The 26,614-nt window shown below is 36.7% G+C and carries 30 protein-coding genes, 2 riboswitches and 1 other annotated feature; of the genes, 27 read left to right on the top strand and 3 right to left on the bottom strand.

Annotated elements, in window-relative coordinates; genetic code table 11:
- Nucleotides 1–16: 16 nt before the first annotated feature.
- The 15 genes from leuB to AC1Q8L_RS05155 all read left to right on the top strand — a co-directional run bounded on the left by leuB (nucleotide 17) and on the right by AC1Q8L_RS05155 (nucleotide 12,193).
- Nucleotides 17–1,081 carry a 3-isopropylmalate dehydrogenase gene (gene leuB / locus AC1Q8L_RS05225; protein ID WP_000415379.1) on the top strand — a complete coding sequence of 355 codons (1,065 nt, stop codon included), beginning with the start codon at nucleotides 17–19 and terminating at the stop codon, nucleotides 1,079–1,081.
- The gene (gene leuC, locus AC1Q8L_RS05220) at nucleotides 1,081–2,475 is read left to right on the top strand and encodes a 3-isopropylmalate dehydratase large subunit (protein WP_000518105.1); all 1,395 of its coding nucleotides are present in this window, start codon (nucleotides 1,081–1,083) and stop codon (nucleotides 2,473–2,475) included. Before leuB ends, leuC begins: the two co-directional genes overlap by 1 nt.
- Nucleotides 2,453–3,034, top strand: a complete 582-nt coding sequence (gene leuD, locus AC1Q8L_RS05215; RefSeq protein WP_000433192.1) for a 3-isopropylmalate dehydratase small subunit — start codon at nucleotides 2,453–2,455, stop codon at nucleotides 3,032–3,034. Before leuC ends, leuD begins: the two co-directional genes overlap by 23 nt.
- Nucleotides 3,035–3,343: 309 nt before the next feature.
- The gene (locus AC1Q8L_RS05210) at nucleotides 3,344–4,606 is read left to right on the top strand and encodes an ATP phosphoribosyltransferase regulatory subunit (RefSeq protein WP_000170292.1); all 1,263 of its coding nucleotides are present in this window, start codon (nucleotides 3,344–3,346) and stop codon (nucleotides 4,604–4,606) included.
- Nucleotides 4,582–5,217: an ATP phosphoribosyltransferase gene (gene hisG, locus AC1Q8L_RS05205; RefSeq protein ID WP_001244467.1), complete on the top strand. Its 636-nt coding sequence runs from the start codon at nucleotides 4,582–4,584 to the stop codon at nucleotides 5,215–5,217. The genes AC1Q8L_RS05210 and hisG overlap by 25 nt, the downstream gene beginning before the upstream one ends.
- 11 nt (nucleotides 5,218–5,228) lie before the next feature.
- Nucleotides 5,229–6,518 carry a histidinol dehydrogenase gene (gene hisD / locus AC1Q8L_RS05200; RefSeq protein WP_000692518.1) on the top strand — a complete coding sequence of 430 codons (1,290 nt, stop codon included), beginning with the start codon at nucleotides 5,229–5,231 and terminating at the stop codon, nucleotides 6,516–6,518.
- Nucleotides 6,518–7,102 (top strand): imidazoleglycerol-phosphate dehydratase HisB, encoded by a 585-nt coding sequence (hisB, locus tag AC1Q8L_RS05195; protein ID WP_001249954.1) that lies wholly within the window; start codon nucleotides 6,518–6,520, stop codon nucleotides 7,100–7,102. The genes hisD and hisB overlap by 1 nt, the downstream gene beginning before the upstream one ends.
- Nucleotides 7,103–7,732: an imidazole glycerol phosphate synthase subunit HisH gene (hisH, locus tag AC1Q8L_RS05190; protein WP_098311865.1), complete on the top strand. Its 630-nt coding sequence runs from the start codon at nucleotides 7,103–7,105 to the stop codon at nucleotides 7,730–7,732.
- Nucleotides 7,705–8,424 carry a 1-(5-phosphoribosyl)-5-[(5-phosphoribosylamino)methylideneamino]imidazole-4-carboxamide isomerase gene (hisA, locus tag AC1Q8L_RS05185; protein ID WP_000402295.1) on the top strand — a complete coding sequence of 240 codons (720 nt, stop codon included), beginning with the start codon at nucleotides 7,705–7,707 and terminating at the stop codon, nucleotides 8,422–8,424. The genes hisH and hisA overlap by 28 nt, the downstream gene beginning before the upstream one ends.
- The gene (gene hisF / locus AC1Q8L_RS05180; protein WP_000880113.1) at nucleotides 8,418–9,176 is read left to right on the top strand and encodes an imidazoleglycerol phosphate synthase cyclase subunit; all 759 of its coding nucleotides are present in this window, start codon (nucleotides 8,418–8,420) and stop codon (nucleotides 9,174–9,176) included. The genes hisA and hisF overlap by 7 nt, the downstream gene beginning before the upstream one ends.
- The gene (gene hisI, locus AC1Q8L_RS05175; protein WP_000803964.1) at nucleotides 9,173–9,478 is read left to right on the top strand and encodes a phosphoribosyl-AMP cyclohydrolase; all 306 of its coding nucleotides are present in this window, start codon (nucleotides 9,173–9,175) and stop codon (nucleotides 9,476–9,478) included. The genes hisF and hisI overlap by 4 nt, the downstream gene beginning before the upstream one ends.
- 10 nt (nucleotides 9,479–9,488) lie before the next feature.
- Nucleotides 9,489–9,812 carry a phosphoribosyl-ATP diphosphatase gene (gene hisE, locus AC1Q8L_RS05170; RefSeq protein WP_000426352.1) on the top strand — a complete coding sequence of 108 codons (324 nt, stop codon included), beginning with the start codon at nucleotides 9,489–9,491 and terminating at the stop codon, nucleotides 9,810–9,812.
- Between the two features lie 12 nt (nucleotides 9,813–9,824).
- Nucleotides 9,825–10,841 (top strand): histidinol phosphate phosphatase domain-containing protein, encoded by a 1,017-nt coding sequence (locus AC1Q8L_RS05165; RefSeq protein WP_001261883.1) that lies wholly within the window; start codon nucleotides 9,825–9,827, stop codon nucleotides 10,839–10,841.
- 68 nt (nucleotides 10,842–10,909) lie between these two features.
- Nucleotides 10,910–11,077, top strand: a complete 168-nt coding sequence (locus AC1Q8L_RS05160) for a DUF4025 domain-containing protein (RefSeq protein WP_001118893.1) — start codon at nucleotides 10,910–10,912, stop codon at nucleotides 11,075–11,077.
- A gap of 144 nt (nucleotides 11,078–11,221) precedes the next feature.
- Nucleotides 11,222–12,193, top strand: a complete 972-nt coding sequence (locus tag AC1Q8L_RS05155; RefSeq protein ID WP_001062828.1) for an NAD(P)-dependent oxidoreductase — start codon at nucleotides 11,222–11,224, stop codon at nucleotides 12,191–12,193.
- A gap of 30 nt (nucleotides 12,194–12,223) precedes the next feature.
- On the opposite strand, the gene pssA is transcribed toward AC1Q8L_RS05155, so the two are convergent.
- Nucleotides 12,224–12,925, bottom strand: a complete 702-nt coding sequence (gene pssA / locus AC1Q8L_RS05150; RefSeq protein WP_000285417.1) for a CDP-diacylglycerol--serine O-phosphatidyltransferase — start codon at nucleotides 12,923–12,925, stop codon at nucleotides 12,224–12,226.
- Between the two features lie 188 nt (nucleotides 12,926–13,113).
- Nucleotides 13,114–15,000, bottom strand: coding sequence for an LTA synthase family protein (locus AC1Q8L_RS05145; RefSeq protein ID WP_000939088.1), 1,887 nt, complete (start codon nucleotides 14,998–15,000; stop codon nucleotides 13,114–13,116).
- A 254-nt stretch (nucleotides 15,001–15,254) separates the two neighbouring features.
- Here AC1Q8L_RS05145 and AC1Q8L_RS05140 point away from each other — a divergent pair, with 254 nt between their 5' ends.
- From AC1Q8L_RS05140 to AC1Q8L_RS05085, 12 genes are all read left to right on the top strand, one after another.
- The gene (locus AC1Q8L_RS05140; protein WP_001228820.1) at nucleotides 15,255–15,650 is read left to right on the top strand and encodes a DUF3888 domain-containing protein; all 396 of its coding nucleotides are present in this window, start codon (nucleotides 15,255–15,257) and stop codon (nucleotides 15,648–15,650) included.
- An 89-nt stretch (nucleotides 15,651–15,739) separates the two neighbouring features.
- Nucleotides 15,740–15,921, top strand: a riboswitch (Lysine riboswitch).
- 180 nt (nucleotides 15,922–16,101) lie between these two features.
- The gene (gene lysA / locus AC1Q8L_RS05135; RefSeq protein WP_000280643.1) at nucleotides 16,102–17,418 is read left to right on the top strand and encodes a diaminopimelate decarboxylase; all 1,317 of its coding nucleotides are present in this window, start codon (nucleotides 16,102–16,104) and stop codon (nucleotides 17,416–17,418) included.
- Between the two features lie 115 nt (nucleotides 17,419–17,533).
- A riboswitch (SAM riboswitch) is annotated at nucleotides 17,534–17,642 on the top strand.
- Nucleotides 17,643–17,714: 72 nt separating this feature from the next.
- Nucleotides 17,715–17,858, top strand: a complete 144-nt coding sequence (locus AC1Q8L_RS05130; protein ID WP_000538896.1) for a YezD family protein — start codon at nucleotides 17,715–17,717, stop codon at nucleotides 17,856–17,858.
- Between the two features lie 87 nt (nucleotides 17,859–17,945).
- Nucleotides 17,946–18,650 carry a phosphoadenylyl-sulfate reductase gene (locus tag AC1Q8L_RS05125; protein WP_000959018.1) on the top strand — a complete coding sequence of 235 codons (705 nt, stop codon included), beginning with the start codon at nucleotides 17,946–17,948 and terminating at the stop codon, nucleotides 18,648–18,650.
- Between the two features lie 38 nt (nucleotides 18,651–18,688).
- Nucleotides 18,689–19,825 (top strand): sulfate adenylyltransferase, encoded by a 1,137-nt coding sequence (gene sat / locus AC1Q8L_RS05120; protein WP_000108781.1) that lies wholly within the window; start codon nucleotides 18,689–18,691, stop codon nucleotides 19,823–19,825.
- Between the two features lie 12 nt (nucleotides 19,826–19,837).
- Nucleotides 19,838–20,449, top strand: coding sequence for an adenylyl-sulfate kinase (cysC, locus tag AC1Q8L_RS05115; RefSeq protein ID WP_000380498.1), 612 nt, complete (start codon nucleotides 19,838–19,840; stop codon nucleotides 20,447–20,449).
- Nucleotides 20,450–20,597: 148 nt separating this feature from the next.
- The gene (locus tag AC1Q8L_RS05110; RefSeq protein ID WP_000119608.1) at nucleotides 20,598–22,220 is read left to right on the top strand and encodes a nitrite/sulfite reductase; all 1,623 of its coding nucleotides are present in this window, start codon (nucleotides 20,598–20,600) and stop codon (nucleotides 22,218–22,220) included.
- A 10-nt stretch (nucleotides 22,221–22,230) separates the two neighbouring features.
- Nucleotides 22,231–22,431, top strand: coding sequence for a DUF3906 family protein (locus AC1Q8L_RS05105; RefSeq protein WP_000366920.1), 201 nt, complete (start codon nucleotides 22,231–22,233; stop codon nucleotides 22,429–22,431).
- A gap of 84 nt (nucleotides 22,432–22,515) precedes the next feature.
- On the top strand, nucleotides 22,516–23,292 hold the full coding sequence (gene cobA, locus AC1Q8L_RS05100; protein ID WP_000521256.1) for a uroporphyrinogen-III C-methyltransferase: 777 nt from the start codon (nucleotides 22,516–22,518) through the stop codon (nucleotides 23,290–23,292).
- A 1-nt stretch (nucleotide 23,293) separates the two neighbouring features.
- Nucleotides 23,294–24,049 carry a sirohydrochlorin chelatase gene (locus AC1Q8L_RS05095; RefSeq protein ID WP_098311864.1) on the top strand — a complete coding sequence of 252 codons (756 nt, stop codon included), beginning with the start codon at nucleotides 23,294–23,296 and terminating at the stop codon, nucleotides 24,047–24,049.
- A complete protein-coding gene (locus AC1Q8L_RS05090) occupies nucleotides 24,024–24,638 on the top strand; it encodes an NAD(P)-binding protein (RefSeq protein ID WP_000283352.1) in 615 nt (204 codons plus the stop codon). The genes AC1Q8L_RS05095 and AC1Q8L_RS05090 overlap by 26 nt, the downstream gene beginning before the upstream one ends.
- 64 nt (nucleotides 24,639–24,702) lie before the next feature.
- Nucleotides 24,703–24,951, top strand: a binding site (T-box leader).
- 111 nt (nucleotides 24,952–25,062) lie between these two features.
- The gene (locus tag AC1Q8L_RS05085) at nucleotides 25,063–26,418 is read left to right on the top strand and encodes a sodium-dependent transporter (RefSeq protein WP_000665433.1); all 1,356 of its coding nucleotides are present in this window, start codon (nucleotides 25,063–25,065) and stop codon (nucleotides 26,416–26,418) included.
- A gap of 27 nt (nucleotides 26,419–26,445) precedes the next feature.
- Here the strand turns inward: AC1Q8L_RS05085 and AC1Q8L_RS05080 are convergent, their stop codons facing one another.
- On the bottom strand, nucleotides 26,446–26,604 hold the full coding sequence (locus AC1Q8L_RS05080) for a hypothetical protein (RefSeq protein ID WP_001095997.1): 159 nt from the start codon (nucleotides 26,602–26,604) through the stop codon (nucleotides 26,446–26,448).
- Nucleotides 26,605–26,614: the final 10 nt, after the last annotated feature.

Here is a 26,614-nt window from a genome sequence, read left to right as displayed (position 1 = left end):
AAAAGGAGTGTTAAAAATGGAAAAACGTATCGTTTGTTTAGCTGGTGATGGTGTTGGTCCAGAAGTTATGGAAAGTGCGAAGGAAGTATTGCATATGGTAGAAAGGCTATATGGACATCATTTTCATTTGCAAGATGAGTACTTTGGTGGTGTTGCTATCGATTTAACTGGGCAACCATTACCACAGCGAACACTTGCCGCCTGTTTAGCGAGTGATGCGGTTTTACTTGGAGCAGTAGGTGGACCAAGGTGGGATAGTGCGAAAGAAAGGCCTGAGAAAGGATTATTAGCATTAAGAAAAGGACTCGGTGTATTTGCGAATGTTCGCCCTGTAACGGTAGAAAGTGCAACTGCACATTTATCACCATTAAAAAATGCTGATGAAATTGATTTCGTTGTCGTTCGTGAATTAACAGGCGGAATTTATTTTTCTTATCCGAAAGAGCGAACGGAAGAAGTGGCGACAGATACACTTACGTATCATCGACATGAAATTGAACGTATCGTTTCGTATGCCTTTCAATTAGCAAATAAGCGGAAGAAAAAAGTAACATCTATTGATAAAGCGAATGTTTTAGAGTCTAGTAAACTATGGAGAAATGTGACAGAAGAAGTAGCACTTCGCTACCAAAATGTGGAAGTAGAACACATTTTAGTAGATGCAGCGGCTATGGAATTAATTCGGAATCCAGGAAGATTTGACGTTATTGTAACGGAAAATTTATTTGGTGATATTTTAAGTGATGAGGCTTCAGTATTAGCTGGATCATTAGGAATGCTTCCATCAGCAAGTCACGCTGAAAAGGGGCCTTCATTATACGAGCCTATTCACGGATCAGCACCGGATATTGCGGGGAAAAATAAGGCGAATCCAATTGCGATGATGCGTTCTGTTGCAATGATGCTTGGGCAATCGTTCGGATTAACGAGAGAAGGATATGCAATTGAAGAAGCAGTTTCTGCAGTCCTTAAATCTGGAAAATGTACAGCAGATATCGGGGGGACTGAAACGACAACTTCGTTTACAAAGGCAGTTATTCAAGAAATGGAAGAGCAAGCGTTAGTAGGGAGAGGAAGATAATGGGGAAAAGGTTACTAGATAAGCTTTGGGAAAGACATGTAGTTGCGACAAATGAAAATGGATTGGATTTATTATATATCGATCTACATCTTGTTCATGAAGTAACGTCACCGCAAGCCTTTGAAGGCTTGCGGCTTACAAATCGAACAGTCCGCAGACCAGATTTAACATTTGCAACGATGGATCATAATATTCCAACGAAAGATGTTTGGAATATTACCGATCGCATTGCGAAGCAGCAACTAGATACACTTCGGGAAAACTGTAAACAATTTCAGGTGCCATTAGCGGATATCGGAGATGAAGAGCAAGGGATCGTTCATGTTATAGGACCAGAACTTGGACTCACACAGCCAGGGAAAACGATTGTTTGTGGTGATAGTCATACAGCAACACACGGTGCTTTTGGCGCACTAGCGTTTGGTATTGGTACGAGTGAAGTGGAACATGTATTGGCAACGCAAACGTTATGGCAACGAAAGCCGAAAGCGATGGGCATTGAGTTAAAAGGAAAGTTACCGCAAGGTGTTTATGCGAAAGATATTATTTTACATCTCCTTTCAAAGTACGGAGTAGCAGTTGGAACAGGTTACGTAATGGAATTTTACGGAGAGGCCATTCATGTTATGGATATGGAAGAGAGGATGACGCTTTGCAATATGGCAATTGAAGGGGGAGCGAAGGCTGGCATTATTGCACCAGATGAAAAAACGGTTGCTTACGTAAAAGGGCGTAAATATGCGCCGAAAGACTATGAATCTATTAAGGAAAAATGGTCAGAACTTTATACAGATTTAGATGCAGCTTATGATTTACATATTCTAGTAGATGTTACGGATTTAGCGCCGTACGTTACATGGGGAACAAATCCTAGTATGGGTGTTCGGATTGATGAGAAATTGCCAGAAAAGCATGATGCAAATGACGAAAGAGCGTTTTCTTATATGGGGTTGAGTCCCGGACAAAGTACGTATGACATTCCAGTTCAACATGTTTTCATTGGATCTTGTACAAATTCTAGGCTTTCTGATTTAGAAATTGCTGCATCTGTCGTGAAAGGTAAAAAAGTAAAAGAAGGTGTGCGAGCACTTGTTGTACCTGGATCCCAAAGGGTAAGAGAAGCAGCGATGCATAAAGGATTACATCGCATATTTGAAGAAGCTGGATTTGAATGGAGAGAGCCCGGATGCTCAATGTGTCTAGGTATGAATCCAGATCAAGTGCCTGAAGGAGAACATTGTGCCTCTACGTCAAATCGCAATTTTGAAGGAAGACAAGGAAAGGGAGCACGAACGCATTTAGTTAGCCCGGCAATGGCGGCAGCGGCTGCGTTACATGGTCATTTTGTTGATATTAGAAAGGAGAGTTATGATGGAGCCATTTCGTATTCATAAAGGTACTGCCGCAGTACTGATGAATGATAACATTGATACAGATCAAATTATTCCGAAGCAATATTTAAAGAGAATTGAAAGAACTGGGTTTGGGAAGTTTTTATTTGATGAGTGGCGATATGATAATAATCGCCAAGAAAACCCTAATTTCCCGCTTAATGCGCAAGAAAGAAAAGGAGCCAGCATATTAATCACAGGTGATAATTTTGGATGTGGCTCGTCTAGAGAACATGCTCCATGGGCGCTTGCTGATTATGGTTTCCGCGTTATTATCGCTGGAGGATTTGCCGATATCTTTTATATGAATTGTATGAAGAATGGCATGTTACCGATTGTAATGAACAAAGATATGCGTGAACAACTTGCAAAAACAGATGCGAGGGAACAAATCACAGTTGATTTAGAAAATGAAATAATTATAACGAATATGCACAGATTCCATTTTACAATCGAGAAAATGTGGAAAGAGAAGTTATTGAATGGTTTAGATGAAATTAGTATTACAATGCAATATGAACAAGAAATAAAAGAGTATGAAAGAAAAGTGACTTTACATTAAAAAAGTGACGGAATATTAAAAATGTATTTACATTCAAAATTAACTGTTATATACTATGTGAAAATCAGAGGAGAAAGGGAGTAAGTATTATGAATACAATAAAATCTATTACAATGCTTACACAACTACATCATCATACATGAAACCCTTGAACCTAGCGTGAAAACGTGTAGGTACAAGGGTTATTCCCGTTGTACCTACACTCTACTGAAGAGCCTTGTAGGTATTTTGTCTACAAGGCTCTTTTTATTTTCGGCTTAGGTGAATGAAATAGGCATACATTAGAAGGGGAAAGGTGTGAAAATTTAGATGACAAAATGGAAACGGGCGAACCCGAATGGAACGAGAGATTATTTATTCGAAGAATGTACGTTAATTGAAGAAGTGGAGCAAAAATTAAGGCTTACTTTTTTAGAGAGAGGTTATGAGGAAATAAGAACACCTACAATTGAATTTTATGATGTTTTTGCATTTCAAAATAGACCGATAGATGAAGAGAAGATGTATAAATTTTTTGATGAAAAGGGAAGGATTATCGTTTTACGTCCAGATATGACAATTCCTTTAGCAAGAGTGATTGGAACACAGAGATGGGATACGCCACTTAAAGTGACGTATAGCGGGAATGTATTTCGAGCGAATGAATCCCATTCTGGAAAATATAATGAAATCGTACAAAGTGGTATTGAAGTTATCGGGATTGATAATGTAAGAGCTGAAATTGAATGTGTAATAAGTGTCATTCAAGCACTTCAAAAGTTGAAGGTGCAATCTTTTACAATTGAGATTGGGCAAGTACAGTTATATAAATGTATTGTAAAAAAACTCTCCATCCATGATGAAGAAGAAAGAGTACTTAGAACGTATATAGAAAGTAAAAATTATGCTGCCCTCTCAAATTTTATCGGAGAAAAGAAATTAGATCGATGCGATGAGACAGTAAGATTACTTGAGAAATTACCAAGGCTATTTGGAAATTTAGAAGTTATTGAGGAGGCAGAAAAGCTTGCTTCAAGTAATGAAATGAAAATGGCAATTGCAAGAGTAAAAGAAATGTATGAAACAATTGAAACGTTAGGATATGGTTCTTACATATCAATTGATTTGGGCATGATTCAACACTTAGATTACTATACGGGTGTTATTTTCAAAGGATATATATATGAAATTGGAGAAGAAATCGTTAGTGGCGGAAGATACGATGAGCTAATTGGGAATTTTGGAGAAATGCTGCCAGCTGTTGGACTCGCGGTACAAGTAAATCAAATTGTGAAGGCGCTGCAAGAGCAGCAAGAACCATATGAACGAAATCAAATTGATATTGTGATTCATTATGAGTTAAATAGATTAGCGGAAGCAGAAAGGTTACGAAATTTACTTCGAAAGGATGGGAAAAATGCTTGGTTATCTCTATTCTCTAATTTAAGCGATACCTTTCAATTTGCAAGAAAAAATAAAATAGGAACGGTCGTTGAGGCAAAGAATGAATATTTAGTGGAATATGTATGGAATGAGAAATGGGTAGTCCAGAAAGAAGGAGAGGCTTCATGCGTAACATTCAAATTGCGTTAACGAAAGGAAGGTTAGAAAAACATGTCATTCCACTTTTTGAGCAGATTGGAATTGATTGTTCCGATCTCAAAAATAAAGGTCGGAAGCTTGTATTTCAAAGTAAAAATACAAATGTTTCATTTATTTTAGTAAAAGCGGTTGATGTTGCTACTTATGTAGAACATGGGGTAGCTGATATTGGGATCGTTGGAAAAGATATTTTAATGGAAAACGAGAAAGATATTTATGAAATGCTGGATTTAGGAGTGGGGATTTGTAAGTTTTGTGTTGCTTCTATTCCTACGTATAATCCGAAGAGTTACCGGAAGAAAAGAATTGCTACGAAATACCCACATATTACTTCTACTTATTTTCATGATAAGGGAGAGGATGTAGAAATTATTAAAATAGAAGGTTCTGTAGAAATCGCTCCTCTTCTTGGATTGGCAGATGCGATTGTAGATATTGTTGAAACAGGAAAAACATTACAAGAGAATGGACTTATTGTATTTGAGGAAATGCACTCTATATCGGCTCGGATGATTGTAAATAAGGCAGCCTTAAAAACTAAAAAAGACGAAATATTCAGTATTGTAAATATGATGGAGCAAGAAATCTTATCAGGGAAATAGGAGGACTTAAAATGAAAATCATTTATGAAGACTTTAAGGAGGCATTATCTAAAGTAAAAGTGCTAAGAGAAAACGCTAATATAATAGAAGAAACTGTTCAAAGAAGTGTAAGAGAAATCATTAGAAATGTAAGGGAAGGGAAAGATGAAGCTTTATCTTTCTATACAAAAAAGTTTGATGGTGTAGAGATGAAAGATTTTCGTGTAAGTGAAGAAGAAATACAGCAAGCGAGTATGTTTGTAACGAATTCATTTTTAGAAGCTTTAAAAGAGGCGAAGAAAAACATTGTTTCGTATCACGAAAAGCAAAAGAAGCACTCAATATTCGATTGTGAAAGTAAAGGCATAATTAGAGGGCAACTCATTCGGCCGTTAGAAAATGTAGGTGTATATGTACCGGGTGGGACAGCCTCATATCCTTCTTCAGTATTAATGAATGTATTGCCGGCGAAACTCGCAGGTGTGAAAAAGATTGTAATGGTAACACCGCCGAGGAAAGGAGGAATTGATCCGCATATATTAGCTGCTGCAAATCTTGCGGGAGTAGATGAAATTTATACGATAGGTGGCGCGCAAGCAATTGCTGCTTTAGCATACGGGACGGAATCGATTCCGAAAGTGGATAAAATAGTTGGACCGGGAAATTTGTATGTCGCTCTAGCGAAGCGAGAAGTATACGGAATAGTAAATATCGATATGATTGCTGGTCCATCAGAAATTGTAGTTGTCGCGGATGAAACAGGTAATGCAAAATATATCGCAGCGGATTTATTATCGCAAGCAGAGCATGATGAGAGAGCAACGGCGATTTGTATTACAACGAATATGGAACTAGCTAAAGAAGTAGAAAAAGAGATAGAAAGACAGTTAGAAATGTTACCAAGAAGTGAAATTGCACGTGAATCAATAAATAGAAATGGAGCCATCTTTATCGTTCCTTCTTTAGAGGAGGCACTAAAGTTATCAAATGAAATTGCTCCAGAACATTTAGAGTTACATATAAAAGAACCGATGAATGCTCTAGATTATGTGAAACATGCAGGTTCTATTTTCCTTGGGTCATATGCACCTGAACCGCTCGGGGATTATTTAGCGGGACCGAATCATGTATTACCAACGAGCGGAACGGCAAGATTTTTTTCTCCGTTATCAGTCGATGATTTCGTGAAAAAATCAAGTTTTATTTCTTATACGGAGGAAGCATTAAAAAATGTACAGCATCACATTGTAGAGCTTGCAAATAAAGAAGGGTTACATGCACATGCGAGAGCAATCCAAATAAGGTTTGAGGAGGAAAAATAATGCGTCAGTCCAGTCAAGTACGTGAGACGACAGAAACAAAAATTAAATTAAATTTGCAGCTTGATGAAAGTACAAATGTATCTATTCAAACAGGGGTTGGTTTTTTCGATCATATGCTTACTTTATTTGCTAGACATGGAAGATTTGGATTGCAAGTTGAAGCAGAAGGGGATGCATTTGTCGATGCACATCACACCGTTGAAGATGTTGGAATTGTACTCGGAAATTGCTTGAAAGAAGCATTGCAAAACAAAGAGGGAATTAATCGTTACGGTTCTGCGTATGTACCGATGGATGAATCTTTAGGATTTGTCGCAATTGATATAAGTGGACGCTCATATTGTGTATTTCAAGGGGAATTAACAAATCCGAAGCTTGGGGATTTTGATACAGAATTGACGGAAGAATTTTTTAGAGCAGTTGCACATGCTGCCAATATTACATTACATGCGCGCGTTCTATACGGAAGTAATACGCATCACAAAATTGAAGCATTATTTAAAGCTTTTGGTAGAGCGCTTAGAGAAGCGGTCGAAAAAAATGCCAACATTACTGGTGTAAATTCAACGAAAGGGATGTTGTAATTGATTGCCATTATAGATTATGGAATGGGGAATATTCGCAGTGTAGAGCAAGCATTAAAATATATTGGGGCAGAGTACATTGTAACGAGTGATAAAGAAGAGATATTGAGAAGCGATGGCGTGATTTTACCGGGAGTAGGTGCATTTCCGAAAGCGATGGACGTATTAGAAGAAAGAGATTTAGTGTGTGTACTAAAAGAGGTTGGTAATATAGGAAAACCACTCCTCGGTATATGTTTGGGCATGCAGCTTTTATTTGAACGAAGTGAGGAACTAAAAGATTGTAGCGGGTTGGGTTTACTACCAGGGGAAATTCGTAAGTTAAAAGTTTCGTATAAAATTCCTCATATGGGATGGAATGAATTAAGGAAGGAAAGAGAATTTCCGCTTTGGAATGGATTAGTGGATGGTTCTTTCGTGTATTATGTTCACTCATATTACGCGGATTGTCCAGATGAAATTGTATGCGGAGTAAGTGATTATGGAATGCAAGTACCAGGGTTTGTAGCGAAAGGAAATGTATTTGGTGCACAGTTTCATCCAGAAAAAAGTGGTGAAATTGGCATGCAAATATTAAAAAATTTTCAAGAGGTGGTAGAAGCATGGAAATCTTCCCAGCTATCGATTTAAAAGAAGGACGATGCGTTAGACTTTATCAAGGAGAGTTTAGTAAAGAAACGGTGATGAATGAAGATCCGGTAGCGCAGGCAATCATATTTGAAAAGCTTGGAGCGGAAATACTACACATTGTTGATTTAGACGGTGCAATTGCTGGCGAGTCGTTAAATTTGCCCGTCATTGAAAAAATCTGCAAGGCGGTACGTATTCCTGTGCAAGTGGGAGGAGGAATTCGTTCACTTGTAGCGGTGGAGAAGTTATTGTCAGTAGGTGTAGAAAAAGTGATTTTAGGAACAGCAGCTCTTTATGATAAGTCATTTTTAGAGGAAGCAGTTCGTCTATATAAAGAGAAAATCATTGTTGGAATTGATGCGAAAAATGGTTTCGTAGCAACGAGAGGTTGGCTTGATCTGTCTGAAATTTCTTATATTAGTTTAGCGAAACAAATGGAAAGTTTAGATGTTCAAACGATTGTGTTTACAGACATTTCGAAAGACGGGACGCTTGCAGGGCCAAATTTTGAACAATTGGCGTTACTTCAAAAAAGTGTGGGCATTCGTCTCATTGCCTCTGGAGGAGTGGCATCTATTCAAGATGTGAAAAAGTTAAATGATATGAATATATATGGTGTCATAATTGGAAAGGCGCTTTACGAGAAAACGATTGATTTAGAAGAAGTGTTACAGGTAACGAAGTTATGTTAGCGAAACGAATTATTCCATGTCTAGATGTGAAAGAAGGGCGAGTCGTAAAGGGGGTAAATTTTATAGGATTACAAGATGTCGGTGATCCGGTTGAAATAGCTGAAGCATATAACGTGGCAGGGGCAGATGAAATCGTATTTTTAGATATTACAGCGACTCATGAAGGAAGAAAAACGATTATAGATGTTGTAGAAAAAACAGCAGCTAAAGTATTTATTCCTCTTACGGTTGGCGGGGGGATTTCAAGTGTGAAAGATATGTACAATTTACTAAGAGCTGGAGCAGACAAAGTTTCAATAAACTCAGCGGCAGTGCGAAATCCGAAGCTAATCGAAGAGGGCGCAGAACACTTTGGATCACAATGTATTGTCGTGGCAATTGACGCTAGAAAAGTAGCAGAAGATAAATGGAACGTATACGTCAACGGCGGAAGAGTTGACACAGGAATGGATGCCATAGAATGGGCGAATCGTGTTGTTAAGCTCGGGGCGGGTGAAATTTTGTTAACGAGTATGGATGCAGATGGAACGAAAAGTGGATATGATCTTCGTTTAACAGAAGAAATTTCAAAAAGTGTTTCCATTCCAGTCATCGCATCAGGAGGCTGTGGTCATACGGATCACATTATAGAAGTTTTTCAAAAGACAACAGTTGATGCAGCATTAGCGGCATCCATCTTTCATTATGGTGAGGCGACAGTGCAGAGTGTAAAGCGAAAATTAAGAGATGCAAATGTTGAGGTGCGGTTATGAAACCTAATTTTTCAAAAGGATTAATACCGGCAATTGTCATCGAAGAAGGTACGAAAGAAGTTTTAATGCTAGCTTATATGAATGAAGAAGCATATGAAAAAACGTTAGAGACGAAAAGAACATGGTTTTACTCTCGTTCGAGGCAGTCGTTATGGAATAAGGGAGAAACATCAGGGAATGTTCAATATGTGCAATCTCTATACTTAGATTGTGATCAAGATTCAATTGTTGTGAATGTGAAACAAGTAGGACCTGCTTGTCATACGGGGGAGAAGACATGTTTTCACTATCAAATTATATAGGGGGATACATATGGAAAATGCCTTTAAGTTGCTGTATAAAACAATTGAAGAACGAAAGGAAAACCCACTTCCTGAATCGTATACAAATTATTTATTTTCAAAAGGAGAAGATAAAATTTTAAAGAAAATTGGTGAAGAGTGTGCTGAAGTAATTATCGCATGTAAAAACAATGATAAAGAAGAAGTAGTGAAAGAAATGGTTGATGTATTTTATCACTGTTTCGTTTTATTAGCTGAAAAAAATATCGCATTGGAAGATGTCATGCGAGAGGTGAAAGAACGAAATGGAAAGCTTTCGAGAATTGGGGATAGAAGGGAAATAGATACATTATAAGGGGGAATGTATATGAGAGTAGATTATCATCTTCACTTAGAAGAAGGACCGTATTCAATAGGGTGGCTTGCTAAAATAAATGAAGCGTTGGAATGTTATGAACCGCTTCAAGAAAGGCATTCTATTGATTGGCTTATGAAAACACAAGAGCGTTTGCAAAAGCGTGTGAAGGAAGGGCCATTTACAACAGAATGGATAGATCTATATTTAGAAGAAGCTGTGCGAAAAGGAATAAAAGAAGTGGGAATTGTTGATCATCTATATCGTTTTCATGAAGCGAAAGGATATTATGAAAAATATGTAGATATTAGTAATTCTAAGCTCGGTCGTATACAAAAAGAATGGTTAGATCAAGTAAGGGTAGTTTCACTGTATGATTTTACAAAGGCAATTGAAGAGGCGAAAGAACGATGGAGTAAAAGAGGTGTCACACTTAAACTTGGAATTGAAGCGGATTATTTTATTGGTTGTGAAGGAGAGTTAAAAGAATTATTAGCGCTAGGAGACTTTGATTATGTAATTGGTTCCGTTCATTTTCTAAATGGCTGGGGATTTGATAATCCAGATACGAAAGAATATTTTGAGGTGCATGACCTACGCGCATTATACGATACGTTTTTTAAAACAGTTAAGAGTGCGATTCGTACCGAGTTATTTGATATTATCGCTCATCTAGATAATATAAAGGTATTTAATTATCGATTGGATGAGAATGAACAGCTTTCTTATTATGAGGAAATTGCCTGTGCGTTAGTAGAAACGAATACGGCAACAGAAATAAATGCAGGATTGTACTATCGTTATCCTGTTCGTGAAATGTGCCCAAGTCCACTATATTTACAAGTATTAGCTAAGTATGGTGTTGCAATTACGATTTCTTCGGATGCCCATTACCCAAATGATTTAGGGAACTATGTACAAGAGAATGTACAAACATTACGAGCACACGGTGTTACTCAGATTGCAACATTTACGAAGCGAGCAAGAGTAATGAGGTTGCTTGAAGAAGAAGTAACAAATTCAAAATGAAACGCAATTTTTTGATGAAAACCACCCTTTTTGTTCAAAATAAGAAAGAATGAAAAGGAGGGTAAGAAATGGCGAAACAACAAAATAAACAAAATGTACAAGTTGCACAGCAACAAGCTTATACTTCTGAAACGAATGCTGCATCTCAATCGGTTATTGAGGAGCAAATTAGCGATACGGTTGCAGAAGGAACTATTGATGTGAAGCTCGGAAAAGAATCGCAGGAAAAAGCGTAAGAAGAGGGGAGAGTTGCATCTCCTCTTTTTTCATGGAAAAGTGTCGGTTTTCAAAACTATAATCAAATTCCTTGGTTTTTATATGTGGATTTCTTACAATGAAATATAAGAGATATCTTATTTTCTATAGAAGAGGTGTTAGTAGTGGCAAAAATATTAGTAGCGGGAAAAATTCCGGAAATTGGATTAGAACTATTAAAAGATCATGATGTAGAAATGTACGATAAAGAGGAGTTAATTTCTATAGATGAATTAACAGAGCTTGTAAAAGATAAAGATGCATTGTTAAGTTTACTTTCGACAAAGGTGCCAAAAGAAGTTATTGATGCAGCGCCTCATTTAAAGATTGTTGCAAACTATGGTGCTGGTTACGACAATATTGATTACACGTATGCGGGTGAAAAAGGAATTGCAGTAACGAATACACCGAAAGTATCAACGGAAGCGACTGCAGAATTAACATTTGCACTTCTTTTAGCAGCGGCGCGTAGAATTCCTGAAGGGGATACGTTATGTCGTACGACTGGATTTAACGGATGGGCACCGTTATTTTTCTTAGGACGAGAAGTCCACGGTAAGACAATCGGAATTATTGGTCTTGGAGAAATCGGGAAGGCTGTTGCAAAACGTGCGAAAGCATTTGGAATGGATGTTTTATATACAGGGCCAAATCGTAAGTTTGAAGCTGAAAGTGAACTGGGAGCAACGTATGTGACGTTGGAAAAATTATTACAAACAGCAGATTTTATTACAATTAACTGTGCTTATAATCCGAAATTACATCATATGATTGATGAAGAGCAGTTTAAAATGATGAAGAAAACAGCGTATATTGTAAATGCTTCACGTGGACCAATTATGAATGAAGCAGCACTTGCTCATGCATTAAAAACGAATGAAATTGAAGGGGCAGCTCTTGATGTGTTTGAATTTGAACCGAAAATTACAGAAGAGCTAAAAGAGTTAAAGAATGTAGTACTTGCTCCACACGTAGGGAATGCAACGTTTGAAACTCGTGATGCGATGGCTGAAATGGCTGTCAGAAATATTTTAGCTGTATTAAACGGCGAAGAGCCAGTAACACCTGTAAATCAAAAGGTATTAGTCACAAAATAAAAAGAAACCTTCCGGACTCGGAAGGTTTTCTTATTTTTCTTTATTCGCTTTTTTAGACGGTCTTTGTCTAATGAATTGAGATAACATGTACAAAATATATAGTGGAATGGCAATGAATAAGAAAACAGAAAAATTGCCAAATCCTGTTTGATACATTGTAATAATGATTCCAACTAAAAATAGTGTAATAATGATGCTATATCGTGGAATTGGTACATCTTTTAAACTTGGGATACGAATGCGGCTCACCATTAAAAATGCGAACGTTACAAATACGGTAATAAGAACGATTTTTGGAATGGTATGTGAAAATAATGTTAAGAAAGCAACAAGCCCTCCCGCTGCTGTAATCGGTACTCCAGTGAAATATTTCATTGAAGTAGAAGATGGTGTTACATTAAATCGTGCTAAACGATATGCTCCGAAAAGAGGGAATAATCCCGCTATGTATAATCCGATGATTCCGTAGTTTGAGAAAGATGTGTAATACATTAAAACAGCAGGTGCTGCACCAAATGTTACGACATCTGCAAGCGAGTCGAGCTCTTTTCCCATTTGTGAATCAACACGTAATAAACGAGCAACACGACCATCAAGACTATCTAACATCATCCCGATAAGTACTAAAATAGCAGCTGATTTATAATATCCTAAAGATGCATAGCCGATTGATAAAAATCCGCTATATAAATTTCCGAGCGTAAATAAGTTTGGAATAGCTGCTCTATACAAAATCTGATCCCTTGCTTTCTGTAATAAATTCTTAATTAGTGTATGAAAGTTTACTTATTTTATCATAACATAAATTTATTCCTCATACGAAAGAAATTACCAATTTGTGAAAGATTTCATAGAAGGATGATTTAAAAATTAAGTGAAAATAAAAAGAGGAAGCAACTTGTATAAAGTTGCTTCCTTTACTATTCAAATTTTGTTGTCATCGTTCCAGTTTTATATTGATTATTAGGATCGAAACGTAATAAATCTCCATAAATTAATTTATCGGAGAGTTTTAATTCTGTTTTTGCTTTTTCAATATACGGCTGACATAGCGTCATATCAGCTTCTTCACCCGTACTTCTTTTGTAGCACATATTTTTTGTATAAACATACTCTTCAGAAACAAAGCTACCATCACGCATTACCATAAGCGGGTCTTTTTCTTTAATAAATAAGTCAGTTCCAAATTCAACGGATTTATTTGTTTTAATACCAAGTAAATGAAGGAGCGTTGGTTTAATATCAATTTGACCAGATACTTTAGAAACAACTTTTCCTTCTTGACCAGGCACATGAATAATAAGAGGAACTCGTTGTAATTGCATAGAATCGAATGGTGTAATAGTATCTTTTCCTAGGAACTGTGCCATAGCTGCGTTATGGTTTTCGGAAATACCATAATGATCACCATAAATGACAATAACGGAATTATCATACAGTCCTTCTTCTTTTAATTGTTTAATAAATAATTTAAGAGCTTCATCTGTGTAACGAACAGTTGGGAAGTAGCGGTTTACAACACCACTTTCTGAGTTGAATTCATCAACATATTGGTCTTCCGGATTTAGAAGAAACGGAAAATGATTTGTTAATGTAATAAATTTTGTATAGAACGGTTGCGGTAAAGATTTTAACTTTGGAATAGATTGTTCAAAGAACTGTTTATCTTTTAATCCCCAACCGACAGACATTTGTTCCGTTCCTGCGTAATCATTTAAATTAAAGTAACGATCATATCCAAGCGCAGGATACATTACATCCCGATTCCAAAACGTTTTATCATTTGAATGGAAGACGGCAGAAGAATATCCGTATTTCTTTAATTGTTCTGGTGTCGCTGTGTATTCGTTTGTTGCATGAGTAAAGAATACAGAACCACGATCTAGCGGATAAAGTGAGTTTTCAACGATAAATTCAGCATCAGAAGTTTTGCCTTGTCCAGTTTGATGATAGAAGTTATCGAAATAGAAACTATCCTTAATAAATTCATTTAAAAATGGGGTAATTTCTTTTCCATTTATTTTTTTATTAATAACAAAGCTTTGTGTAGATTCCATTGAAATTAAAATTACATTTTTACCTTTTGCAGCTCCAAATAAGTTTTTATCAACTTGTTTGTCTTTTGAGTCTGTATAGTTTTTGATTTCAGAAAATCCATCCCCACTTGCAAATACACGCTCAGCTGAAGACTTGGATTGAAGTGTAATATCAAATAGATGATATGTGTATAAACCTAAATTCTTTACGACAGTTTGACGGTCAAATGAGCGCGAGAACATTTGTGGTTTATAAATAACTGATACAACAATTTGTAGTGCTAATAAAGCTGTTACACCGCTAAAGAAAGTTCGCTTCTCTGAGCGGGAAAGTGGTGTTTTGTCGCCAAATGATGGGAATTTACGCGAAATAAACATTAAAATAATTGCATCTGCAAATAAAAGTAATGTTTTGTACGTAAAGAGTTCTTTTATACTTGTCCCTAAATCAGCCATATTGTTTGTTTGGAATAAAACCGGGAAAGTAACGAAATCGTTATAGAACCCATAAAACATTGCGTTTCCAAATAAAATAAATGACAGTATAAAACTGATTCCAATTATAATTCGGTTTCGGTACTTAGATGCAAGTAAAGCTAAGCCGAAAAATAAAAGTAACGCAGCTAGTGGATTAATAAAAAGCATGAATTCTTCAAAGAAATTATCAATTTTAATATCAAATGCTAGCTTGTACACAATATATGTTTTAATCCATAGTAAAACGACTGCAACGAGTGCAAATCGCAGTTTTGGAAACAGATGTTGTAGCATAATATACTCCTCTCCTAAAAAGCATGACAGTTCTTGTGAGTCAGTTTGCTTAACGACTCATTTTATATATACGAACAGTCCTTTGTTATTATGATTATTATACTATGAGTATCATTATACGAAAATAAAAGAGAGTTGTGGGCTTTTTTATAATAATCGAGTAGAAAAAGAGTGGTGGGAGACAATAAAACAGAATTTCTATGTATGATAATTATCGTACGCAGAAAGAATCGCGTGATAATACGGAGGTTATAATGCGAAAATTATTATATTTTATAGCATGCAGTAGTGTTATACTTTTTACCTCACCGAGTGTGTCAATAGCTCAATATGATGCACCTCTTATGGAAGATGCACTTTATTCTGTTTTATTTCCAAAAATAAATAAAGCAATTGAAAAACAATATGGAAGTTTGAAACCGTATCAATGCCCTAAAATTATTAGTTTAAAAAAAGTGTATAGCGGTACATATTTATTTCAAGCAAGTATTGAAGTGACAAAGTATGAACGTGTTGCTGGGAAAATTGCTCCCCCATTTGAGAAGGTAACGATTACATTTAATAACGAAGAAGGCGAATGGGAAGTGACAAAGATTTCAGTAAAGCGCTTACCAAATGATACAAAATTAAACTGCAAAAAAACAATATAAAAAATTGTTTGACAAATAAAATGGTCCTTTGGTATTGTTAATAGCAACAATTAGATGTTTGAAAATTAAATAGACTTACCTCATCTACTCTCAAAGGTAGAGGCCGCGATAGGAAAGAGTAAGCTATGGGAGATTTCATGGAATCTGTGATCATAGGCTGAAAGGGACTATTGCCGAAATATAAGAATAACCATCTTATTCATATATTGGGACTACATTGAATAAATGTAGTACTGTCATAAGATTTATTTTATGGAGAGCTATTTGGAGATGTTGATGCGGTTTCTTATTTTGAGGAGATAACAACTCGTTTATTTTTTCAATATATATTTTTCCTAATAAGAAACGCGTGTGAACATTGTTCCGCGCGTTTTTTGTCTATCTAAAAGCGTGCTGCAATGAATAGAAGATTGGGGTTATGAGTTTTAGAGGAAATAAGGGAGGAATTTAAATGTATTTACACGGCACAAGCCGAATTAATGGGCAAGGACACTTAGAAATTGGAGGGTGCGATACGACGCAGCTAGCAAAGCAATACGGAACACCACTTTATGTATACGATGAAGAGTCTATTCGAGGAAAATGCCGAGCATTTCATCGTGCTTTTAAAGAAAGTGGTTTCTCTTATCAAGTAGCATATGCAAGCAAGGCGTTCTTGTGCATGGAGATGTGCCGAGTAGCTCGTGAAGAGAATATGTCATTAGACGTTGTTTCTGGAGGAGAATTATATACTGCGCTCCAAGCAGGATTTCCAGCATCACGTATTCATTTTCATGGAAATAATAAAACAGAAGAAGAGATAGTGATGGCTCTTCAGGCGAATATCGGTTGTTTTGTCGTAGATAATTTCTTTGAATTAGAAGTTTTACACGATTTAGCGATGCAACATGGAAAGTTTGTGAACATATTAATTCGTGTAACGCCTGGAGTAGAGGCGCACACACATGAATATATTACAACAGGCCAAGATGATTCGAAATTTGGATTTGGCGTTTCAAACGGTCAAGCGATGCAGGCAATTGGATTTGCTTTACAAAAATCCAATTATAATGTGCTAGGGATTCATTCACATATCGGATCGCAAATATTTGAAACAGCTGGCTTTGTTCGAGCGATTGAAGTTCTTCGCCAATTTTTAGAAGAAGTGAGAGAGCAAACAAACTATGTAGTAAAAGTGTTAAATGTAGGTGGGGGATTTGGAATACGCTACACAGAGTCGGATACACCGTTAACTCTTGAGACATATGTGCGAGCTGTAACAAGTGCAGTGAGAGAACAATTTACTGTATGTGAATATCCATTGCCAGAAATATGGATTGAACCAGGCCGTAGCATTGTAGGTGATGCTGGGACAACAATTTATACAGTTGGGTCTGTGAAAGATATTCCTGGTATTCGGAAATATGTATCAGTCGATGGTGGAATGACAGATAATTTAAGACCTGCTTTATATAGTGCGCGTTATGAAGCAATGTTAGCGAATCGAGGGAATGATGAGAATGAAGAACTCGTTTCGATTGCGGGGAAATGTTGTGAGAGCGGAGATATGTTGATTTGGGATATTCATTTACCGAAAGTCGCTTCTGCTGATTTACTAGCAGTTTCCTGTACAGGAGCCTACGGGTACTCGATGGCGAATAATTACAATCGGATTCGAAGACCAGCCGTTGTCTTTGCAAAAGGCGGAACATCGCAAGTAGTTGTGGAACGCGAAACATATGAAAATATTATTGGGAACGATCGCATACGTATTAAAGAGCTTGTTTAAATAGAAAAAGGAGTTGTTCGGATGGGCAATTCCTTTTTTGTAAAATAAAATAATTAAAATATATCGGAAAACTAGGATTGAAAAAAAACAGAATTGTGATAAAATACAAATACAAAGCTTATCAAGAGAAGCGGAGGGAACTGGCCCGAAGAAGCTCGGCAACCTGCTTATAGAAAGCAAGGTGCTAAATCCAGCAAAATGGAATCCATTTTGAAAGATAAGGTAAAATATATTACCGAACAGTCTTTTCGAAATGGGAAAGATTTTTTTTATGAATAAAAAGGGGGGCTGTTCGCGTGGGTGTACGGGAACATTTTGATGAAGTATCCGAGAAGATTGAAGCGATGCTTGCTGATATGAAATATGGCTCAATTACAATTGTTGTGCAAGATGGAAAAGTAATTCAGTTAGAGAAAAGTGAAAAAGTACGTTTAAAGTGAAAAGCGCTGACTAGAAAAACTAGAGGCGGTTTTAACCTATTTTCATTAGGTTAAAACCGTCTTTTTGCTTTTACAGGGGGAAAAAACATGTTGACGTATGAAACGTGGGAAGAAAATGTTGTTTCGTTTTCGGAAGAAGATGAAACAAAAGGCGCGTTATCAGTATTAAATTGGGCTTATGAAGAGTATAAAGATGAAATCGTCTACGCATGTAGCTTTGGGGTGGAAGGTATGGTATTGCTGCACCTTATAAACCAAGTAAATCCATCTGCTAAAGTTGTATTTTTGGATACAAATGTTCATTTTCAAGAAACATATGAATTAATTCAAAGAGTGAGGGAACGATTTCCTTCATTGAATATTATAGAAAAGCAGCCAGAACTTACACTTGATGAACAGGCGAAGTTGCATGGTGAAAAACTGTGGGAGAGCAATCCGAATCTTTGTTGTAAGATTAGAAAAATTTTACCTTTAGAAAAATCATTAGTCGTGGAAAAAGCATGGATATCGGGCTTAAGAAGGGAACAATCAGAAACACGTAAGCATACAAAGTTTATAAATCAAGATCATCGTTTTCAATCTATTAAAGTTTGTCCACTCATTCATTGGACGTGGAAAGAAGTTTGGCGATATGTATACAAACATAGCTTGCCGTATAACCCGTTGCATGATGTTGGCTATCCAAGTATTGGGTGTGAGAAATGTACTTTACCTGTAGGGGATGGTGGCGATTCAAGAGATGGTAGATGGGCTGGGAAAGTGAAAACCGAATGTGGTCTTCATTATCAATAAGATGAATCTTGAAATAAAGCTAAGAGGGGATATAGAAAATGAGCACAGTAAACGAATTAGTAAACCGTATAGATGAGACATATGATGTATCACAAATTGAAAAAGAAATTAAATTAGACAACATTGCTTTAAGTGATTTAGAACTATTGGCGACGGGTGGATATAGCCCGCTTACTGGTTTTTTGGGGAAGGAAGATTATGATTCAGTCGTAGAGACGCTTCGTTTAGCAAATGGTAGTGTGTGGAGTATACCAATTACATTACCGGTAACAGAAGAAGTCGCAGAAAGCCTGAAGACCGGAGAGGAAGTAAAGCTTGTCAACAATGGAAATATATATGGTGCTATTCAAATAGAAGATATTTTCGTACCAGATAAAGAAAAAGAAGCGTTACTTGTATATAAAACAACGGATGAGGTTCATCCAGGAGTGAAAAAGTTATATGAACGACCAAACGTTTACGTTGGAGGAACTATTATTCTAACAAAACGCTTTGAAAATAATCAATTTCCTTCTTATCATTTAGACCCAATTGAAACGAGAGAAGAATTTAAAAAACGTGGGTGGAAAACAGTAGTCGGATTTCAAACGAGAAACCCGGTACATCGTGCCCATGAGTATATTCAAAAATCTGCTCTTGAAATTGTAGATGGTCTCTTTTTAAATCCACTCGTTGGAGAAACGAAATCGGACGATATTCCTGCTGATGTAAGAATGGAAAGCTATGAAGTACTCCTTCAAAACTATTATCCGAAAAATCGTGTCTTTTTAAGTGTATTTCCTGCTGCAATGCGTTACGCAGGACCAAGAGAAGCGATATTTCATGCGTTAGTAAGAAAGAATTTTGGATGTACCCACTTTATTGTAGGACGTGATCATGCCGGAGTAGGAGATTATTACGGAACATACGAAGCGCAAGAAATCTTCACGAATTTTACGATAGAAGAGTTAGGCATTACACCACTATTCTTTGAACATAGTTTTTACTGCACGAAATGTGAAGCGATGGCTTCAACGAAAACATGTCCGCACGGAAAAGAAGATCATGTTATTTTATCAGGTACGAAAGTAAGAGAATTATTAAGAAACGGTGAGATTCCGCCAAGTACATTTAGTCGTAAAGAAGTAGTAGAAGTGCTAATTAAAGGTTTAAAAAAAGAAGTAGTAACAGAATAGGGAGAGAACGAGATGGATACGAATATTACTTGGCATACAGCTTCGGTTTCAAAAGATGAGAGAAGATTGAAGAATGGACATCACAGTTTTGTAATTTGGTTTACTGGTTTATCAGCTTCGGGTAAATCTACAGTAGCGAATGCGGTCGCTCGTAAACTGTTTGAAAAGAATATTGGAAATTATGTGCTGGATGGGGATAACATTCGCCACGGTTTAAATAAAGACTTAGGATTTTCTGAAAGTGATCGCATGGAAAATATAAGACGTATTGGCGAAGTGGCAAAGTTATTTGTAGATCAAGGAACAGTTGTCCTTACAGCATTTATTTCACCATTTCGAGTAGACCGCAAACAAGTAAGAGATTTATTAGCGACAGATGAATTTATTGAAATTTTTGTGAAGTGTCCGATTGAAGAGTGTGAGAAACGTGATCCGAAAGGGCTTTATAAAAAGGCAAGAAAAGGTGATATTAAGGATTTCACAGGTATTGATTCGCCTTATGAAGAGCCAGAGCAAGCAGAATTAATTGTAGAAACGCACAAATATTCTATTGAAGAATGTGCAGAACAAATCGTGAAGTACTTACAAGAGCGTAGTTTTATCCCGCTATTTGCCGGGAAGTAAAATTCCTACCTCAAAGTTCGATTGGGGCAAGGAAGTTAGGTGGGGGTCGGGCTGCCCGTAAATACCCGATTGGTTAAGGCTAATAATCAGCGTGGGATGAACAAAACTCTACTGATTAAAGTTTCACTTTATATAGGGGGATTTAAAAATGAGTTATGAAAAAGTATGGGCTAACAATGAAAAACTAAATCAAACGGAGAAAAATAAATTAGAAAAAGATGGCTTAGAAATTTTTAATGATATTCCTTACTATGCGGAAAATGGATTTGAATCTATTCCGAAAGAAGAGTGGGATGCTTTTAAATGGGCGGGATTGTATTTACAACGTCCAAAAGAAGCTGGTTATTTTATGATGCGGGTAAATATTCCGTCAGGGATTATTACAAATGCGCAGGCAGAAGTACTTGCTTCTATCGCTGAGGATTATGGACGTGATGTAATAGATATTACTACGAGACAGGCGATTCAGTTTCACTGGTTAGAAATTCAGCAAATACCAGATATTTTTAAAAGATTAGCAAGAGTTGGATTATCTTCAGCGGGGGCTTGTGGTGATATAACGCGGAATATTACAGGTAATCCGCTTGCTGGAATTGATGCAAATGAACTATTTGATACGACACATATTGTGAAAGAGGTATATGACTATTTCCAACATAATGAAGAGTTTTCTAATTTGCCACGTAAATTTAAAATGTCTATTAGTTCTAATATTTATAACTCAGCAAACGCAGAGATTAACTGTGTTGCATTTACACCTGCTACGAAAGAAATAGATGGTGATAAAAAAGTTGGTTTTCATATAAAAGTAGGCGGAGGATTATCAGCCCGTCCATATTTAGCTGATGAATTAGATGTGTTCGTTTTACCAGAAGAAGTGAAGGCAGTGGCAATTGCGATTGCTACTATATTCCGTGATTTTGGATATCGTGAGAAACGTCATTTAGCCCGTTTGAAATTTCTTGTTGCGGACTGGGGAGCAGAGAAATTTAAAGAGAAACTAATAGAGTATACAGGACCTTTACAAAGTAAAGGGGAAAGTGCACTCAAAGGATGGAATGCAGGCTATTTTTATGGTGTTCAAGACCAAAAACAAGAGGGATTAAAATATGTAGGTTTTAATGTACCGGTAGGTCGTTTACATGCAGAAGAAATGTTTGAGATTGCAAGAATCGCAAAGCAATATGGAAATGGACAAATTCGTACATGTAATTCACAAAATTTCATTATTCCGAACGTTCCTCCGGAAAATGTAAAAGGATTACTTAGTGAACCGTTGTTTGAAGCGATATCTGCAAGCCCAAAATCATTTATTGGTCATGCGGTTTCATGTACCGGTATTGAATATTGTAATCTTGCACTAGTAGAAACGAAAGAAAGATTACGAAAAATTGCAGAATACTTAGATACACAAATTGCACTCGATGTTCCAGTTCGAATTCATATGGTAGGCTGCCCGAATTCATGTGGTCAACGTCAAATTGCTGACATTGGGTTACAAGGGGTGAAAATGAAAACGAAGGAAAAGGGAATTGTTGAAGCATTTGAGATATATGTAGGTGGAACGTTGTTAGATGGCGGTGCCTACAATCAAAAGTTAAAAGGAAAAATAGATGGCGAGGATTTACCTGATGTACTCGCATCATTTATAAGTTATTTCAAAGAGAATAAATTACCAGCCGAAACATTTTATGATTTTGTAGGTCGTGTTGGTGTAGACACATTACAAATAGCGTTAAATAACGTGTTAGAAGAAGTCATAGCGTCTTAGGGGGGACAATATGGATTTATATCGATTTGAAGCTGTATTAGTGAGTGATATTGTTCCGATTGTTGTTGTTGCTCAAAGTGAAAAACAGGCATTTAAGCTTGCGGAGATTGAGCTTGAAAAACATTTTTTACCGTTGCCAGAGGTAAAAGAGATTTCTTTGTTTGAAAAAAAGAAGATTCGAAAAGGTGCAGCATTTGTTATTCATGAGTAGAGATTAGTAATACGAAAAAATAAAAACTTCCATTCTTATATACGAATGGAAGTTTCATTTTAATAGTAGAAATGAGGAGAGATGATGGGGAAGGTTTATATTGTTGGAGCGGGTCCTGGCGATCCAGATTTAATTACTGTTAAAGGGTTGAAATGTATTGAGAAGGCAGATGTTATTTTATACGATCGCCTTGTGAATAAAGAGCTGCTTTCACACGCAAAGCCTGACGCGGATTTAATTTATTGCGGGAAACTCCCAAATTATCACACGATGAAGCAAGAAACAATTAATACATTTCTTATTAAGTATGCGAAAAAAGGGAAAGTTGTAACGAGGCTTAAGGGCGGCGATCCATTTGTATTTGGTAGAGGGGGAGAAGAAGCGGAAGCATTAGCAAAGCAAGGTGTACCATTTGAAATCGTCCCAGGTATTTCGTCTGGAATAGCTGCACCTGCTTATGCTGGTATTCCAGTGACGCACCGTGATGCAAGTGCAAGTTTTGCTATTGTGACTGGGCATAGGAAAGAAGGTGCTGAAGAAGAAGTGAAATGGGAAAGTTTAGCGAAAGGTGTAGAGACTTTAGCGATATATATGGGGGTTAGTAATTTGCCCTACATATGTGAGCAACTTATGAAGCATGGAAAAGATAAAAGTACGCCAGCTGCTATTATTGAGCAGGGGACGACGTCTATGCAACGTACAGTTGTTGGGACATTAGGAACAATTGTAGATGTTGCGAAAAAAGAGCAAATTCAAAATCCGAGCATGATTGTAATTGGAGAAGTTGTCCGTTTTAGAGAAAAAATCCATTGGTTTGAGAAGCAAACGGAAAATGCTTATCAAGTAAGTGGAGTGTTGTAAAATGAAAGCCGTCTTATATATATGTCATGGAAGTCGTTTGAAGACAGCGAAAGAAGAGGCGATTCAATTTATTACATCGTGTATGAGTCGTATAGAAGCGAATATTCAAGAAGTTTGTTTTTTAGAGTTAGCGAATCCTTCTATTGAAGATGGTTTTCGTACATGTGTGAAGCGTGGGGCCACGGAGATTATTGCCATCCCTGTTTTTTTATTAGCGGCAGGTCATGTGAAGGAAGATATTCCATTTGAATTGGTAAAGCTCAAGAATCAATATCCGAATGTTAAAGTGACTTATGGTAATCCGTTTGGTGTATCAGAAACACTGATCAAATCAGTATATAACGGAAGTGGTATTGAAAAGGAAGGGAAGGCTGAAGTGACCCTTCTGCTCGTTGCAAGAGGAAGTAGTGATCCTGAAGTATTACAAGATATAAAATGGATCGCCTCTTTATTTCAAGCTGAGGAGAAAATTAAAAAAGTTGAGGTTTGTTATTTAGCGGCTGCGGAGCCGAAATTTGAGAGGAAATTGAAGGAAGTTGTAGAACGGGAAGTGGAGAACATCGTTGTGCTACCTTATTTGTTATTTACAGGTTTACTTATGAAACATATTGAGAAAGAAGTGCGCCAATATGCATTGGAAGAGATAAAAATCAGTCCATATTTAGGGAAGAATGAAGCGTTACAAGATATGTTAATTCAGAAAACGACGGAGTTATTGAAAGGAGATCAGTATGTATCCACTTACAGTGCGAGTTAATGAGAAACGCGTTGTTGTTATTGGTGGGGGAAAAGTTGCAGGATTTAAAATTATTCCTTTACTCAAACAAGGTGCGGATATAGTTGTGATCAGTCCAGAATTAGATGCGAATTTAGTAAAACTTGTGGAAGAAAAGAAAATTCGTTGGTATCAAAGAGAATATGAAAAAAGTGATATTAAAAATGCTTTTTTAGTTGTTGCAGCGAGTAGTGATTCAATATTAAATGAACAAGTTGCTGAAGATGCCGCAGAGAATCAATTAGTAAATGTTATTACAAATCCGGAAAGTGGTAATGTTCACTTTCCAGCAGCGATTCATCGTGGTTTGCTTAATATAGCAGTTTCTACTGGGGGAGCGAGCCCAAAGCTCGCAAAAAAAATTCGAGATGAGATTGCAAATAAATATGATGAGACATATGAATCGTATTTAGATTTTTTATATGAAGTAAGGGTGAAGTTAAAAGATTTACAGTTAGAAAAGAGAGAACGAAATATATTACTCCAAGAAGTGTTGAAATCAGTATATGTGCAAAACGAGAGAGAAAGAGAAAGTTTTTTGCGAGAATTAGAGGGAAAGGTTTTAAAATAATAAAAGATAAAGTGCGCTTTACAAATATAAAAATATAATTTATAATCACAAGTAACTTCAATAGATGAAATCGATGAGCAAGAAGAGTACGTATATTTGATGCGTTCAGAGAGCTGGGGTTAGGTGGGAGCCCGGTACGATAAATTATACAGAATGGGCTTGCGAGAGGTATGTTGAACATTGTAGTAGGCAACCCGGGTTCCGCCGTTAAAAGGATAGAGTATCGGAATTATTCCTGTACTTGAACAAGTGGGATTTATCAATCCAATTGAGGTGGTACCACGGTATTTACATTACATATATCGTCCTCTACATGCATATTTGCGTGTAGGGGACTTTTTTATTTTCTAAAGGAGGTGTGCGAGTATGAAATGAAAGTGTATAATTAACAAAAGTTTAAATATTCAGAAAAGGAGAATTTATGATGAAAGAAACACAGCAATGGACGTCGAAAATAGGCTTTGTACTCGCAGCAGCCGGAGCCGCAGTAGGTCTTGGTGCGATATGGAAATTTCCATATGTTGCAGGTAATGGCGGGGGAGGCGCATTCTTCCTTGTATTTTTACTGCTAACTTTATTTATAGGTATGCCTCTTCTAATAGCGGAGTTTGTTATTGGACGTAGCACGCAAAAAGAGGCGGTTACAGCTTATAAAGTACTAGTGCCAAATAGCAAATTATATCCTTGGATTGGTCGTATGGGAGTTGTTACTTGTTTTAGTGTACTATCTTTTTATAGTGTTGTAGGTGGATGGATTTTACTTTATTTATATTATAGTGTGACAGGAAGTTTCTGGAATGGAGTAGCTGATTATGGACAATTGTTCGGTGAAACGATTTCAAATCCGTTAAGTGCGATTGGAGCGCAATTTATCTTTATGCTTTGTACGATTTTTGTTGTAAGTAAAGGTGTAGAGAAAGGTATAGAAAAGGCAAGTAAGTACATGATGCCGCTATTATTTATTTTATTTATTGCGATTATTGTTCGTGCGTTAACACTCGATGGTGCTTTTGCTGGAGTAGAGTTCTTCTTAAAACCAGATTTTTCAAAGCTTACAGCAGATACAATTTTATATGCGATGGGACAATCTTTCTTCTCGCTAACTGTAGGTGCCTCGGTAATGGTAACGTATAGTTCGTATTTAAAGAAAGAGGAACATTTAGCGAAATCGGCAACATCTATTGTAAGTTTAACTGTTTTTGTTACAGTACTTGCAGGATTAGCAATTTTCCCAGCGATTTTCGCATTAGGAGTTAAACCGACTGAAGGACCGGGATTACTGTTTATCGTCCTTCCAGCAGTATTTGCAAAAATACCATTTGGTCAATTTTTCTTTATTATGTTTTTAATTTTATTCTTCTTTGCGACTTTAACATCAGCAATTTCAATGCTTGAAATTGTAGTAGCATCTGTTGCGAAAGGTAATGAGAAGAAGCGTCCGTCAGCATCATTATTAATTGGTATTCTTATTTTTGCAGTCGGTATTCCATCAGCGTTATCATTTGGGATTATGAGTGACGTGAAAATATTTGGGAAAACATTCTTTGATTTAGTCGACTTTTCGGTAAGTAACGTATTGCTGCCGTTAGGAGTACTAGCTATTTCATTATTTGTACCAAATAAAATGAGTAAAGAGTTGTTGATGAAAGAATTAGAAGTGACGGAAACGAAGGGGAAAACGTTATTTAACATTTGGTTCTTCTTACTTCGTTATGTCATTCCGATAACTGTAATAATTGTATTTTTAAATGTGATAGGTGTATTTAAAATGTTTGCATAAAAAAAGGCGGGGATCTCCCGTCTTTTTTTATGTTGTTGAATGTAATAGACGATTATACGCTTTATAGGCTGTGGTGACTGCGAGGAATGAACCGATTAAAAATAAAACTGATCCGCCAAATGTAAATATCCGGCCGATAAATGTCGCTCTAGCTTCTTCTATTTTTTGTTGTAATTGCGTATTCATATTGATCACC

Source organism: Bacillus sp. GW823-FHT06A11 (assembly GCF_058795355.1).
Note: the sequence above shows the minus strand (reverse complement) of the source record. Positions and strands in the feature narration are given on the sequence as shown.